The 13,727-nt window shown below is 56.9% G+C and carries 15 protein-coding genes; all 15 read left to right on the top strand.

All coding sequences use genetic code 11. From position 1 onward, the window contains the following. Window positions 1-78 precede the first annotated feature (78 nt). Window positions 79-1,437, top strand: a complete 1,359-nt coding sequence (secY, locus tag SJY29_RS13800) for a preprotein translocase subunit SecY (protein ID WP_400083859.1) — start codon at window positions 79-81, stop codon at window positions 1,435-1,437. Then, window positions 1,434-2,093, top strand: a complete 660-nt coding sequence (locus tag SJY29_RS13795) for an adenylate kinase (RefSeq protein WP_110278007.1) — start codon at window positions 1,434-1,436, stop codon at window positions 2,091-2,093. The genes secY and SJY29_RS13795 overlap by 4 nt, the downstream gene beginning before the upstream one ends. 244 nt (window positions 2,094-2,337) lie before the next feature. After that, window positions 2,338-2,706, top strand: a complete 369-nt coding sequence (gene rpsM / locus SJY29_RS13790) for a 30S ribosomal protein S13 (RefSeq protein ID WP_110278008.1) — start codon at window positions 2,338-2,340, stop codon at window positions 2,704-2,706. Between the two features lie 13 nt (window positions 2,707-2,719). Beyond that, entirely contained in the window at window positions 2,720-3,109 is a 390-nt protein-coding gene (gene rpsK, locus SJY29_RS13785; protein WP_008236527.1) for a 30S ribosomal protein S11, read from the top strand. Between the two features lie 112 nt (window positions 3,110-3,221). Then, the gene (locus tag SJY29_RS13780; protein WP_055295946.1) at window positions 3,222-4,238 is read left to right on the top strand and encodes a DNA-directed RNA polymerase subunit alpha; all 1,017 of its coding nucleotides are present in this window, start codon (window positions 3,222-3,224) and stop codon (window positions 4,236-4,238) included. A 186-nt stretch (window positions 4,239-4,424) separates the two neighbouring features. Beyond that, on the top strand, window positions 4,425-4,844 hold the full coding sequence (gene rplQ, locus SJY29_RS13775; RefSeq protein ID WP_076660710.1) for a 50S ribosomal protein L17: 420 nt from the start codon (window positions 4,425-4,427) through the stop codon (window positions 4,842-4,844). An 84-nt stretch (window positions 4,845-4,928) separates the two neighbouring features. Then, entirely contained in the window at window positions 4,929-6,239 is a 1,311-nt protein-coding gene (locus SJY29_RS13770) for a replication-associated recombination protein A (RefSeq protein ID WP_400083856.1), read from the top strand. A gap of 31 nt (window positions 6,240-6,270) precedes the next feature. Beyond that, entirely contained in the window at window positions 6,271-6,630 is a 360-nt protein-coding gene (locus tag SJY29_RS13765; protein WP_400083854.1) for a fluoride efflux transporter FluC, read from the top strand. Then, on the top strand, window positions 6,627-7,682 hold the full coding sequence (locus SJY29_RS13760; RefSeq protein WP_110278012.1) for an RluA family pseudouridine synthase: 1,056 nt from the start codon (window positions 6,627-6,629) through the stop codon (window positions 7,680-7,682). The genes SJY29_RS13765 and SJY29_RS13760 overlap by 4 nt, the downstream gene beginning before the upstream one ends. Further along, window positions 7,675-8,340 (top strand): HAD-IA family hydrolase, encoded by a 666-nt coding sequence (locus tag SJY29_RS13755; protein WP_400083852.1) that lies wholly within the window; start codon window positions 7,675-7,677, stop codon window positions 8,338-8,340. Before SJY29_RS13760 ends, SJY29_RS13755 begins: the two co-directional genes overlap by 8 nt. A gap of 3 nt (window positions 8,341-8,343) precedes the next feature. Continuing rightward, a complete protein-coding gene (locus tag SJY29_RS13750; protein WP_400083850.1) occupies window positions 8,344-9,054 on the top strand; it encodes an ATP12 family chaperone protein in 711 nt (236 codons plus the stop codon). Between the two features lie 217 nt (window positions 9,055-9,271). Then, window positions 9,272-10,291: an amino acid ABC transporter substrate-binding protein gene (locus tag SJY29_RS13745; RefSeq protein WP_110278015.1), complete on the top strand. Its 1,020-nt coding sequence runs from the start codon at window positions 9,272-9,274 to the stop codon at window positions 10,289-10,291. A 128-nt stretch (window positions 10,292-10,419) separates the two neighbouring features. Next, the gene (locus tag SJY29_RS13740) at window positions 10,420-11,637 is read left to right on the top strand and encodes an amino acid ABC transporter permease (RefSeq protein WP_400083848.1); all 1,218 of its coding nucleotides are present in this window, start codon (window positions 10,420-10,422) and stop codon (window positions 11,635-11,637) included. A gap of 1 nt (window position 11,638) precedes the next feature. Continuing rightward, complete coding sequence (locus SJY29_RS13735) at window positions 11,639-12,931, top strand: amino acid ABC transporter permease (protein ID WP_110278017.1); 1,293 nt, start codon at window positions 11,639-11,641, stop codon at window positions 12,929-12,931. A gap of 12 nt (window positions 12,932-12,943) precedes the next feature. Further along, the gene (locus SJY29_RS13730; RefSeq protein WP_110278018.1) at window positions 12,944-13,711 is read left to right on the top strand and encodes an amino acid ABC transporter ATP-binding protein; all 768 of its coding nucleotides are present in this window, start codon (window positions 12,944-12,946) and stop codon (window positions 13,709-13,711) included. Window positions 13,712-13,727: the final 16 nt, after the last annotated feature.

Raw genomic sequence — 13,727 nt, 5'->3', positions numbered from 1 at the left:
TACATAGCTCTTCAAGTTTTCCCAAACGCCGCGATCCGGGAAACGGTATCGCGGCGTTTCTATTGAAAAGAGACCCATATGGCTTCTGCAGCAGAGCAAATGGCAGCCAACGTCAGTTGGAGCGCCTTCGGCAAAGCAACTGAACTGCGTCAGCGCATCCTGTTTACGATTGGTTTGCTGATTATCTACCGTCTTGGCACGTTCATTCCGGTTCCCGGCATTGACGGCATTGCCCTGCAGCAGTTCATGGAAGACGCGCAGTCGGGCATTGGCGGCATCCTGTCGATGTTCACCGGTGGTGCCCTGTCACGCATGGCGATCTTTACGCTCGGCATTATGCCCTACATCTCTGCCTCGATCGTGATGCAGCTCTTGGGGTCTATGTGGGAGCCGCTCAAGAACCTCAAGAAAGAGGGTGAGCAGGGGCGCCGCAAGCTGAACCAATATACCCGTTACTTCACTGTCGTTCTGGCCACTGCACAGGCCTACGGCCTTGCTGTCAGCCTTGAGGCAGGTGGTCTTGCGGCTGATCCGGGCCTGTTCTTCCAGGCCTCGACGGTCATCACCATCGTTGGTGGCTGTATGTTCCTGATGTGGCTGGGCGAGCAGATTACCGCACGCGGCATCGGCAACGGTATCTCCTTGATCATCTTCGTTGGTATTATTGCCGAAATCCCTGCCGCACTTGCGCAATTCCTGTCGCAGGGTCGTTCAGGTGCGATCAGCCCGCTGGTCATCGTCGGGATTATCCTGATGTTGATCGTGGTTCTGACCTTTGTGGTTTTCATGGAGCGGTCACTGCGCAAGATCCACATCCAGTACCCGCGCCAGCAGCGCGGCATGAAGGTTTATGACGGTTCAACCAGCCACCTGCCGATCAAGGTGAACCCCGCCGGCGTGATCCCCGCGATCTTTGCATCCGCGCTGCTTTTGCTGCCAACCACGATCAGCACATTCAGCGGTGGATCATCCGGCCCCTTGATGTCGACCATTCTGGCGCTCTTCGGTCCTGGCCAGCCGCTCTATCTCATCTTCTTTGGCGGCATGATCATCTTCTTTACGTATTTCTACACCCGTGAAGTTGCCTTCAAGACCGAGGATGTCGCCGAGAACCTGAAGAACCAGAACGGCTTTGTGCCCGGCATCCGCCCCGGCAAGAAAACCGAAGAGTATCTGGACTATGTCGTGACACGGATTCTGGTGCTGGGTTCCGGCTATCTGGCGCTCGTGGCGCTTTTGCCCGAGATTATCCGCGCGGAATTGTCGATCCCGTTCTACTTTGGTGGCACATCAATCCTGATTATTGTGTCTGTGGGTATGGACACGATCCAGCAAATCCAGTCACACTTGGTGGCACATCAATACGAAGGCCTGATTGAGAAGTCTCAATTGCGTGGCAAGCGTAGCGCAAAACGTAAAGGGCCATCACGCCGATGAATATCATTCTGCTGGGACCGCCGGGGGCGGGTAAGGGAACACAGGCACGCAAGCTTGTTGAAGAACGCAATATGGTGCAGTTGAGCACTGGCGATATGCTGCGCGCCGCCCGCACCAGCGGGACCGAGATGGGCAAAACTGTTGCGGCCGTGATGGACCGTGGCGATCTTGTCACCGATGAAATCGTGATCGGCCTGATCCGCGAACAGCTTGAGAGTGACGACGGCAAGGGCGGCTATATCTTTGACGGCTTCCCGCGCACATTGGCGCAGGCTGATGCGTTGGGAAATCTGCTGGTCGAGATGGGTGAGAACCTTGATTGCGTGATCGAGATGCAAGTCGATGACGAGGCGCTTGTTGATCGCATCACCGCACGCTCGACCTGTGCTGATTGTGGTGAAGTCTATAATGACAACACCAAGCCGATCCCGGCGGATGGTAAATGCACCAACTGTGGGGGCACGAATTTCCAGCGCCGTGCCGATGACAACGCAGACAGTCTCCGCACCCGTCTGATGGCTTATTACAAGCAAACCAGCCCACTGGTTGGCTACTACTATGCCAAAGGTGACCTGAAGTCTGTGGATGGTCTGGCCAGCATGGAAGATGTAGCAACCAGCATCGCTTCGGCACTGCGAGACGCTGAGAAATCCTGATATTTTGCTATGGTACGGGGCGGAATGCGCAAATCGTCTTTTGTGCCGCCCCAGCGCCTTGACGCCTCGGCAAATGCCCCCTAAACAGCGCCATCCCAAACGGGAATCATTTTGTGGTTGACGGGTCGCCCCCGAAGATCACAAGGCACCTCCATATGACGCAGCCCGGCGCCCCAAAGGTCCGGGCTTCCGTTGTGAAAAAAGGGTCTGGAACGACGGACCCGCAACGAAAAGGAATAGCAACGTGGCACGTATTGCCGGCGTAAACATCCCGACTGCAAAGCGGGTTCCAATCGCCCTTACTTACATCACCGGTATTGGTTCTGCCAAAGCCGAAGAAATCTGCGCAGCGACCAACATTGATCGCGCGCGTCGTGTAAACCAGCTTTCTGATGCAGAAGTGCTGTCGATCCGTGAATACATCGACGCCAACCTGACAGTGGAAGGTGACCTGCGTCGCGAGACACAGATGAACATCAAGCGCCTGATGGACCTTGGTTGTTACCGTGGCCTGCGCCACCGTCGTAACCTGCCGGTTCGCGGTCAGCGGACATCCACCAACGCACGTACACGCAAGGGTCCTGCAAAGGCCATTGCTGGTAAGAAGAAATAAGGGAGCTTGATCAATGGCACGTGATACAAAACGCACCAAGAAGAAGGTTTCCAAGAACATCGCAGCTGGTGTTGCGCATGTAAACTCTTCTTTCAACAACACAAAGATCCTGATCTCCGACGTGCAGGGCAACGCCATTTCTTGGTCGTCTGCTGGCACGATGGGTTTCAAAGGTTCACGGAAATCCACACCCTACGCGGCCCAGATGGCTGCTGAGGATGCAGGCAAGAAAGCACAAGATCACGGCGTGAAGACGCTGGAAGTCGAAGTGCAGGGTCCTGGTTCCGGTCGTGAATCCGCGCTTCGCGCACTGGCCGCAGTTGGTTTCAACATCACATCGATCCGTGACGTGACCCCAATGGCCCACAACGGTTGCCGCCCACCAAAGCGTCGCCGCGTCTAATTACACCCAAACGCCTTGGGGTCGTGCATGATTTCGCACGGCCCCAATCCGTCATTTTAACCTCGGGCGTTTGCCTTTTTGGACATGAAGGCAGACTAGTATGGAGGGACATATGATCCACAAGAACTGGGCTGAGTTGATTAAGCCGACTCAATTAGAAGTTAAGCCAGGCAACGATCCTGCGCGTCAGGCAACCGTCATTGCAGAACCACTCGAGCGTGGCTTTGGTTTGACACTGGGTAACGCCCTGCGCCGTATTTTGATGAGCTCCCTTCAGGGCGCTGCGATTACTGCTGTTCAGATCGACAACGTTCTGCACGAGTTCTCAAGCGTTTCCGGTGTGCGTGAAGACGTCACCGACATCGTATTGAACCTCAAAGGTGTTGCGATCCGCATGGAAGTGGAAGGGCCAAAGCGTCTGTCCGTTCAGGCCAAAGGCCCGGGCGTCGTGACTGCTGCGGACATTTCCGAGACTGCGGGTATCGAGATCCTGAACAAGGATCATGTGATCTGCCACCTTGACGAAGGTGCCGATCTGTACATGGAACTGACCGTGAATACCGGTAAGGGCTATGTAGCGGCTGACAAGAACAAGCCAGAAGATGCACCCATCGGCATGATGGCCGTTGATGCGATCTACTCGCCTGTGAAGAAAGTCAGCTATGACGTGCAGCCGACCCGCGAAGGTCAGGTTCTGGACTATGACAAGCTGACCATGAAGGTCGAAACAGACGGGTCGCTGACCCCTGATGATGCAGTCGCTTACGCGGCCCGCATCCTGCAGGACCAGCTTTCGATCTTCGTCAACTTTGACGAGCCTGAATCAGCAACTGCTGGCGCTGACGATGATGGTCTCGAGTTCAACCCGCTTCTGCTCAAGAAAGTGGACGAGCTGGAACTGTCTGTCCGTTCGGCAAACTGCCTCAAGAACGACAACATCGTGTATATTGGCGATCTGATCCAGAAGACCGAAGCCGAAATGCTGCGCACACCGAACTTTGGCCGCAAATCTTTGAACGAGATCAAAGAAGTGCTGTCAGGTATGGGTCTGCACCTTGGCATGGACGTTGAGGACTGGCCACCGGACAACATCGAAGATCTGGCCAAGAAGTTTGAGGATCAGTTTTAACTGATCCGAAAATCCCGGACTTGATCCGGGATCTGAACCAAGCACGAGGCCCCGGATCAAGTCCGGGGCTGCGTTAAACCAAAAATGCCCGCACTGGCGGGGAACATCCTGGGCATGGTGCCCCACTAACGGAGCCAGCGACACGCATCGCATCGGCCCATCCTAAAACAAAATGGAGACTATCACATGCGTCACGCACGAGGTTACCGCCGCCTGAACCGCACACACGAGCACCGCAAGGCGCTGTTCGCGAACATGGCTGGCTCGCTCATTGAGCATGAGCAAATCAAGACAACATTGCCCAAGGCGAAAGAACTGCGCCGTATCGTTGAAAAGCTGGTCACACTTGGCAAGCGCGGCGATCTGCACGCACGCCGTCAGGCAAACGCACAGCTGAAGCAGGAAATGCACACTGCAAAACTGTTCGAAGTGCTTGGGCCACGCTACGCCGAACGTCAGGGCGGTTATGTTCGCATCATCAAAGCGGGTTTCCGTTACGGTGACATGGCACCAATGGCGATCATCGAATTCGTCGACCGCGACGTCGATGCAAAAGGTGCGGCTGATAAGGCCCGTCTGGCCGAATACGAGGCCGCTGAGGATTAATTTCCCCTGCATCACCTGAGTTTCGCAAAGCCCTGCCTTTCTGGCGGGGCTTTCGCTTTTTTGAACAAAGCTTATGTTTCTGCCATGGCCGATCTTTTTGACAGCACCCCCACCGATACCCCCGCGGGCCCCCGCCCGCTGGCGGATCGTTTGCGGCCCAAAACTCTGTCCGAGGTCATCGGCCAGCAGCAGGTTCTCGGCCCTGATGCGCCACTGGGCACAATGCTTGCCTCTGGTTCGCTGTCTTCGCTGATTTTCTGGGGACCACCCGGTGTGGGTAAAACGACGATCGCCCGCTTGCTGGCGGCCGAAACCGACCTGCATTTCGTCCAGATCAGCGCGATTTTCACCGGTGTGCCGGAACTGCGCAAGGTGTTCGAGGCCGCCAAGATGCGCCGCCAGAACGGCAAGGGCACCCTGCTGTTTGTCGATGAAATCCATCGTTTCAACAAAGCCCAGCAAGACGGGTTTCTGCCGTATATGGAAGACGGGACCATTCTGCTGGTGGGTGCCACGACCGAAAACCCCAGTTTTGAGTTGAACGCCGCTGTTCTGAGCCGAAGCCAGGTTTTCATCCTCACCCGTCTTGACCTCAAAGTCCTCGAACTGCTCGCGCAGCGCGCCGAAAAGGAACTCGGCCGCGCTCTGCCGCTTGATGGCCACGCCCGTGAGGCGCTTTTGAATATGGCCGATGGCGATGGTCGCGCCTTGCTCAATCTGATTGAACAGGTCGCCGCATGGAAAACGGATGCCAAACTGGGCCGCGATGACCTGACCAAACGCCTGATGAAACGTGCCGCAAAATACGACAAATCCGGTGACGAGCATTACAACCTGATCAGCGCGCTCCATAAATCCGTGCGCGGCTCGGACCCTGATGCGGCACTTTACTGGTTCGCCCGTATGCTGGCGGGTGGCGAGGACCCGCGGTTTCTTGCGCGCCGTATCACGCGCATGGCGGTCGAGGATATCGGACTTGCCGACCCACAGGCGCAGGCCATTTGCCTGCAATCGTGGGAAACCTATGAAAGGCTTGGATCGCCCGAGGGCGAGTTGGCGCTTGCGCAGGCGGTGACCTATCTGGCCCTCGCACCTAAATCGAACGCCACCTATGTGGCCTACAAGGGCGCTGTCGCGGCCGCCAAGCAGACTGGATCAGAGCCACCGCCCGCCCATATCCTGAACGCGCCCACGCGGTTGATGAAGGAACAGGGTTTTGGCGCGGGCTATGCCTATGACCATGATGCCGAGGACGGGTTTAGTGGCCAGAACTATTTCCCCGAAACCATGAAGCGCGGCGTCTACTACATCCCCGTGGATCGCGGGTTCGAGCGCGAGTTGAAAAAGCGCGTTGATTTCTTTGCGGGCCTGCGTGCCAAACGGGGCAAGAATTGACAAGGCTGGCACAAAGGCCCATGGGGGCGGCATGATGACACCTGTAATCTCTGTGGCCCTCGGTGGGGCGATCGGCTCTGTGCTTCGCTATGTGGTCGGTTTGACCGTGGCGTTTCCATTGGGCACGCTGACGGTCAATGTAGTCGGGTCCTTTGCCATTGGCGTGATCTGGGTGCATCTGGCGGACCGCGGGTTGCAGCATTGGTTGCCGTTTGTGATGACGGGGCTCTTGGGTGGCTTCACCACCTTCTCGGCTTTTACGTTGGACGCATTGCGTCTGTTTGAAGAGGGACGTTTCACCGCCGCAGGTGCCTATGTCGCGGGCTCGGTGGTTCTGTCCTTGATGGCCTGCGGGCTGGGTCTGTGGCTTGCCAAAGGAATGACGACATGAGTGGCGTACAAACGCGGGTGATCGGCCCTGACGATGGTGACCAGCGGCTGGACCGCTATCTACGCCGCCTGTTCCCGCATCTGACCCAAGGGCGGATCGAAAAGATGTGCCGCAAAGGCGAGTTGCGTGTTGATGGCGGGCGGGTGAAATCGAACACGCGTCTGGATATCGGGCAAAAGGTACGAATCCCACCTTTGCCGACCGAGGAAGAGGCCGCTGCGGCAGCCAACCTCGCCAAGCGTGGCGTGACCAAGGCGGATGCCAAGCTGATCCAGTCCTGCGTGATCTACAAGGACGAGCATATCATTGCCATCAACAAGCCGCATGGTTTGGCCACCCAAGGCGGGACAAACACGGCACGCCATGTGGACGGATTGGCCGAGGCTTTGATGTTTGATTACGACGAAAAGCCGCGTCTTGTGCACCGTCTGGACAAGGATACATCCGGTGTTCTGCTGCTGGCCCGTACCCGCATGATGGCCAAGCAGTTGACCGAGAACCTCAAGCACCGCGAGACGCGCAAGATCTACTGGGCCGCCGTTGCGGGTGTCCCGCATCCACGTGCGGGCACGATCAAATACGGGTTGGTGAAAGCCGCAGGTCATGGCCGCGGTGGCGAGAACGAAAAGATGCGCTGCGTGCATCCGCGTGATTTGGACAGCGTCGAGGGCGCGAAACGTGCGGTCAGTGATTACGCGGTTATGGATACGCTGGCCAGCCGCGCGTCGTGGTGTGCTTTGGTCCCGATCACGGGCCGCACACACCAGTTGCGCGCGCATATGGCCGAGATCGGCCATCCGATCATCGGTGATGGCAAATATGGCGGGTCAGGTCAGGAAAACCTCGGTGACGGCTGGGGCGCTGGCATGGGGAGCGAGATCGGGCGCAAGTTGCATTTGCATGCGCGCAGCCTGACGATCGAACACCCTGCGACAGGTGCAATTCTACACATTACAGCGCCTTTGCCAGAGCATATGCAAAACACCTGGGATTTCGTGGGCTGGGTTGTCGGCCACGCGCCCGTTGATCCGTTCAATATGCCTGATGAGTGAACTGCGGCTGGTGATTTTTGACGTCGACGGAACACTTGTCGACAGTCAGGCCGAGATCCTGGCGGCGATGGCGCTGGCGTTTCAGTCCGAAGGGCTGGCTTTGCCAGAGCGCGCAACGGTTTTGTCGATTGTCGGGTTGTCATTGGCAGAAGCATTTCAAACCCTTTGCGCCGATATCGGCGCGCCCCGCCGCGCACGGATGGTAGAGGCCTACAAAGACGCCTTCATGTCGCTGCGCACCCAGAACCAAGAGATGGGCCCATTGTTTCCCGGTGCGCTTGATGCGCTGGATGTGTTGCGCGCACAGGATCACACGCTTTTGGCGGTGGCGACAGGCAAGTCGCGGCGGGGACTTGATAAGGTGCTCGAACGGCACGGGCTGACGGGGGTGTTCCATTCCGAACAGGTGGCGGACCATCATCCGTCCAAACCGAATCCTTCGATGATTCTGACGGCGCTGAATGAAACCGGTGTTGCGCCGCAAAAGGCCGTCATGCTGGGTGATACGACGTTCGACATGGATATGGCGCGCGCGGCGGGTATCAAAAAGATCGGGGTCACTTGGGGCTATCATCCTGCAGAGACCCTGCAACCCGATGCAATGATTGACGATTTCGCAGCGCTGGCCGGTACTGTGGATCAACTGATAGGTGTCTGACCGATGAGTGACTGGAAACCAAAGCGATTTTGGAAAAAGGCGCAGGCCGAGGCCTGTGATGATGGTTTCACCGTGTTGCTTGACGGGCGTCCGGTCCGAACGCCTGCAAAAGCACCGCTGGCGGTACCGACCCTTGTAATGGCCCAAGCGATTGCCGCTGAATGGGATGCGCAGCAAGAGCTGATTGATCCACGCACCATGCCGGTAACCCGTGGTGCGAACGCCGCCATTGATAAGGTCCGCACCCAGCGCGACGAAGTCGTGGACTTGCTTGCAGAATATGGTGACAGCGATCTGCTGTGTTACCGCGCTGCCGGACCTGAGGGCCTGATCCGGAAACAGGCCGAGGCGTGGGATCCGATGCTGGACTGGGCGGCGGATGCGCTGGGTGTGCGGCTTGCTGTCGGGGAAGGGGTGATGCATGTCGCGCAACCGCCCGAGGCGCTTGCCCAGCTGAGAAATGAGCTTGCAGCGTTCGATGAGTTCGCACTGGCCGCTGTGCACGATCTGATCAGCCTCTCGGGCTCTTTGATCCTCGCACTCGGGGTGACGCGCGAGGCCGTCGCGGTTGAAAAGGCATGGTTACTTTCACGCATAGATGAACACTGGCAGGTTTCGCAGTGGGGTGAAGACGAAGAGGCCACCGCCGCGGAAGCGATCAAACGGCAGGCCTTTGAGGATGCTGCACGGTTTTACAGGTTTTCACTGACCTAAGGGAAAGCCAGTGTTTGCACCGATCACACCGAAAAGTGCCTCATTTAGTGGCATCTGCCCTGTGTTTTTCGGCTGCTGCCCTTGACTCTAGGCCAGAATACCCAAACTCTCTGTTCATTGAGTTGGTTCGACCAGCTCATCCATCATGACTGTCTATCGGGACGGGATAAAAATTGGCTGCTCTGATTATGGGGCAGAAACTCAGGAAGAGGTAAAAATGAAAAAAACCGCATTTTACGGCGCACTCACTGTTGCAGGTTTTGCTGCAAGCATGGCTTCGGCGGCAACGCTTGATGACGTGAAAGAGCGCGGCACACTGAACTGTGGCGTCACAACTGGCCTGATCGGCTTCGCTTCACCAGACGCGAACGGCGTGTGGGACGGCTTTGACGTGGGCGTTTGCCGCGCTGTTGCTGCTGCTGTTTTGGGTGATCCGAATGCAGTCGAATTCGTTCCAACAACTGGTAAGACACGCTTCACAGCGCTGGCTTCCGGCGAGATCGACATGCTGGCACGCAACACAACATGGACATTCAGCCGCGACGTGGACCTGAAGTTCGAATTCGTTGGCATCAACTACTACGACGGTCAGGGCTTCATTGCACCACGTGATCTTGGCGTGTCTTCCGCGAAAGAACTCGACGGTGCGACTGTCTGCATCCAAACCGGTACAACAACCGAGCTGAACCTGGCCGACTACTTCCGCGCCAACAACATCAGCTATGAGCCAGTGCCAATCGAAACAAACGCTGAAGGTCAGCAGCAGTACCTTGCCGGTGCATGCGACGTTTACACAACTGACGCATCCGGTCTGGCTGCGACACGTGCTGCATTCGAGAACCCACAGGATCACATCATCCTGCCAGAGATCATCTCGAAAGAGCCTCTTGGTCCGCTTGTCCGCCATGGCGACAACGACTGGGGTGACGTTGTGCGTTGGACGCTCAATGCGCTGATCGCCGCTGAAGAACTGGGCGTCACATCTGCCAACATCGAAGAGCTGGCAGCTGCACCAACAGGCAACCCGGAAATCAATCGTCTGCTGGGCACCGAAGGTGAACTGGGCGCAATGCTGGGTCTGGAAGCAGACTGGGCGAAGAACGCAATCGCGGCTGGTGGTAACTACGGTGAGCTGTTCGAGCGCAACATCGGTGAGAACACACCAATCGGTCTGGCACGCGGTCTGAACGCGCAGTGGACAGATGGTGGTCTGCTGTACACGCCTCCATTCCGCTAAGGACTTCGGATAAGATCAAAGGGCGCGGTGCAAACCGCGCCCTTTCACCAAGACGACCATAAAAATCGGCGCAAACGAGTTGCTTAAGCAACCAAATCCAAAAGCACCGAAGCAACGGGGAATACATAATGACGTCGGTCACAGACCCACCACAGGGGTCGTTCCGCCTGTCGATGCTTATCAACGACACGCGTTATCGATCCTACACTTTTCAATTCATCGCTCTCGTGCTTCTGATCGGCTTCATGGCCTATCTGGGCATCAATCTGGTGAGCAACCTTGCCGCGCAGGGTCTCAACATTTCTTTCGGCTTTCTGGGCGATCCTGCAGGATATGACATCAATCAGACCGTCGTCGAATATGACAGCCAGTCATCGCACCTGCGGGCTGCGGTTGTGGGGATTATCAACACCCTGATTGTCGCCTTCCTCGCCTGTGTGACCGCGACCATCTTTGGTGTGATCGCCGGTGTTCTGCGCTTGTCGAACAACTGGGTCGTGCGCAAGCTGATGGCGTTCTATGTCGAGATCTTCCGGAACATTCCCGTTCTGATCTGGATCATCATTATCTTCTCGATCATGACCGTTAGCATGCCGGCGCCCCGTGATTTCCGGGGTGACGATGCAACCGCGGGGATGCTCTTTGACGCGTTCGCCTTTACCAACCGCGGCGTCTATTCACCCGCGCCGGTGATTGACGGTGCAAGTGGCTGGATCGTCATCGGGGTCTTTATCGCCTCGATCATCGGGATCTTTGCTTATCGCAGATACGCGACCAAAAAACTTTATGACACGGGCCAGCTCTTGCCGATGCTGTGGCCATCTGTGGTGCTGTTTTTTGTTCCCGTGATCCTTGCCTACTTCATCCTCGGTCGTCCGATCACTCTGGACTACCCTTCGCTGCAAGGCTTCAACTTCCAAGGCGGGCTTCACCTGCGTGGGTCTTTGATCGCGCTTTGGTTTGCTCTGGCGATCTACACCGGTGCCTTTATCGCGGAAAACGTGCGTGCCGGTATTCAGGCGATTTCCAAGGGCCAGACAGAGGCGGCAGCTTCGCTTGGTCTGCGTCCCGGACGGATTATGAACCTTGTGATTCTGCCGCAGGCTTTGCGGGTCATCATCCCGCCGCTGATTTCGCAGTATCTGAACATCACAAAGAACAGCTCTTTGGCGATTGCTGTGGGGTATATGGATGTCACGTCCACGCTGGGCGGGATCACCCTGAACCAGACCGGCCGTGCAATCGAATGTATTCTGCTGCTGATGCTGTTCTATCTGACGATCTCACTGCTGATCTCGGCTGTGATGAACGTCTACAACAACTCTGTTAAGCTGAAGGAGCGCTGATATGTCAGATAACACCTCAGTCGCTTTTGTTCGCACCGAAACCCTGCCGCAGTTGCCCCCGCCCGCAAGCGAGGCAGGTGTGGTCAAATGGATGCGCGAGAACCTGTTCTCGAGCATCCCCAACAGTATCCTGACGCTGGTATCGCTTTATGTGATCTATCAGCTGGTGACAGGCGCATTCCCCTGGATGGCAAATGGCATCTGGAACACAAACTCTCTGGCAGAGTGTCGTGAAATCCTTGATGGCGCCACGGGCGCATGTTTCTCGGTTATCACGGAGCGCTGGAACCAGCTTCTGTTCGGGTTCAGTTACCCGTCTGAATTCTACTGGCGTCCGGGACTGGCCTTCCTTTTGCTGTTTGTCGCGGCTGCACCGGTCATGTTCTTCGACCTGCCGCGTAAATTGCTGCTCTTCACAGCGATCTATCCGTTCCTGGCCTACTGGCTGATCTGGGGTGGCACGATCTATACCCCACTCTTTGCACTGCTGGGCATTATCATCGGATACCTTGTGTATGCGCGCTTCGTCAAAGACAGCTTTGCGATGGGCTTTTTCGGTGGCGTGATTGCCGCGTTTATCGCGTGGTTTATCGGCGGATACATTGTCGGTGCTATCGCGCCTGCCGAGCCGTTCCTTGAGGCCGTGCAGTCGCGCGACATGGGGGGCTTTATGCTCAACATGACGCTGGGCGTGGTTTGTGTGTCGCTCTCGCTGCCCTTGGGTATCGTGCTGGCGCTGGGCCGTCAGTCAGACATGCCGATCATCAAGTGGATCTGCGTGATCTTCATCGAGTTCATCCGTGGCGTGCCGCTGATCACCCTGCTCTTCGTGGCAAACGTGGTTCTGGCCTACTTCCTGCCACCGGGGACAACGTTTGACCTTATCCTGCGGGTGATCATCATGATCACTATGTTCTCGGCCGCCTATATCGCCGAGGTGATCCGCGGGGGTCTGGCCGCTTTGCCGAAGGGCCAGTACGAGGCCGCTGACAGTCTCGGGCTTGATTATGCGCAGGCGATGCGTCTGATCATCCTGCCGCAGGCGCTCAAAATCTCGATCCCGGGCATCGTGAACGTGGCTGTGGGACTGTTCAAGGACACCACGCTAGTGTCGGTCATTTCGATGTTCGATCTCGTTGGTATGATCCGCGGTCCGATCCTGTCGTCCACCGACTGGAACGGGGTTTACTGGGAGCTGTTCATGGCGGCCTCGGTTCTGTTCTTCGTCGTGTGCTACGGCATTTCACAATACTCACAATGGTTGGAGCGCAGGCTCGCAACCGACCACCGATAGGAGGCTGAAACTATGGCCGAAGCAAAACAACTCAAAGTCTCGGACGAACTCGCGATTACCATTGAAGGCATGAACAAATGGTATGGTTCTTTCCACGTGCTGCGCGACATCGACCTGACGGTCTATCGCGGCGAGCGGATCGTCATCTGTGGCCCCTCGGGGTCCGGTAAGTCGACGCTGATCCGCTGCATCAACGCGTTGGAAGAGCACCAGCAGGGCAAGATCACCGTGGATGGCACCGTGCTGTCCTCGGATCTCAAGAATATCGACAAGATCCGGTCAGAGGTCGGGATGTGTTTCCAGCACTTCAACCTCTTCCCGCACCTGACGATCCTCGAGAACTGCACGCTGGCCCCGATCTGGGTACGCAAAACGCCCAAGAAGGAAGCCGAAGAAACCGCGATGCACTTCCTTGAGAAGGTCAAAATCCCCGAGCAGGCCGACAAGTACCCAGGCCAGTTGTCCGGTGGTCAGCAGCAGCGTGTGGCGATTGCCCGTTCGCTGTGCATGCGCCCGCGCATCATGCTATTTGACGAACCGACATCCGCGCTTGACCCCGAGATGATCAAAGAGGTGCTCGACACCATGATCGAGCTGGCCGAAGAGGGCATGACCATGCTCTGCGTGACCCACGAGATGGGCTTTGCCCGTCAGGTCGCCAACCGCGTGATCTTTATGGACCAGGGCCAGATCGTGGAACAGAACGAACCTGAAGAGTTCTTCAACAACCCGCAATCGGACCGGACCCAGTTGTTCCTGAGCCAGATTTTGGGTCATTAGAACCAATCAAATTCGA

Origin of the sequence: Yoonia sp. R78084, from assembly GCF_044595625.1 — a bacterium.
GTDB lineage: Bacteria > Pseudomonadota > Alphaproteobacteria > Rhodobacterales > Rhodobacteraceae > Yoonia.
The sequence above is the reverse complement of the archived record's forward strand: the minus strand, read 5'-3'. Positions and strand labels throughout refer to the sequence as shown.

Bases quoted from the DNA above. Each gene is read 5' to 3' on its own strand.
- SJY29_RS13770 (WP_400083856.1), top strand. From the start codon at position 4,929: ATGGCCGATCTTTTTGACAGCACCCCCACCGATACCCCCGCGGGCCCC.
- SJY29_RS13795 (WP_110278007.1), top strand. From the start codon at position 1,434: ATGAATATCATTCTGCTGGGACCGCCGGGGGCGGGTAAGGGAACACAG.
- rplQ (WP_076660710.1), top strand. From the start codon at position 4,425: ATGCGTCACGCACGAGGTTACCGCCGCCTGAACCGCACACACGAGCAC.
- SJY29_RS13750 (WP_400083850.1), top strand. From the start codon at position 8,344: ATGAGTGACTGGAAACCAAAGCGATTTTGGAAAAAGGCGCAGGCCGAG.
- SJY29_RS13735 (WP_110278017.1), top strand. From the start codon at position 11,639: ATGTCAGATAACACCTCAGTCGCTTTTGTTCGCACCGAAACCCTGCCG.
- SJY29_RS13740 (WP_400083848.1), top strand. From the start codon at position 10,420: ATGACGTCGGTCACAGACCCACCACAGGGGTCGTTCCGCCTGTCGATG.
- secY (WP_400083859.1), top strand. From the start codon at position 79: ATGGCTTCTGCAGCAGAGCAAATGGCAGCCAACGTCAGTTGGAGCGCC.
- rpsK (WP_008236527.1), top strand. From the start codon at position 2,720: ATGGCACGTGATACAAAACGCACCAAGAAGAAGGTTTCCAAGAACATC.
- SJY29_RS13765 (WP_400083854.1), top strand. From the start codon at position 6,271: ATGATGACACCTGTAATCTCTGTGGCCCTCGGTGGGGCGATCGGCTCT.
- SJY29_RS13730 (WP_110278018.1), top strand. From the start codon at position 12,944: ATGGCCGAAGCAAAACAACTCAAAGTCTCGGACGAACTCGCGATTACC.
- SJY29_RS13745 (WP_110278015.1), top strand. From the start codon at position 9,272: ATGAAAAAAACCGCATTTTACGGCGCACTCACTGTTGCAGGTTTTGCT.
- SJY29_RS13755 (WP_400083852.1), top strand. From the start codon at position 7,675: ATGAGTGAACTGCGGCTGGTGATTTTTGACGTCGACGGAACACTTGTC.
- SJY29_RS13780 (WP_055295946.1), top strand. From the start codon at position 3,222: ATGATCCACAAGAACTGGGCTGAGTTGATTAAGCCGACTCAATTAGAA.
- SJY29_RS13760 (WP_110278012.1), top strand. From the start codon at position 6,627: ATGAGTGGCGTACAAACGCGGGTGATCGGCCCTGACGATGGTGACCAG.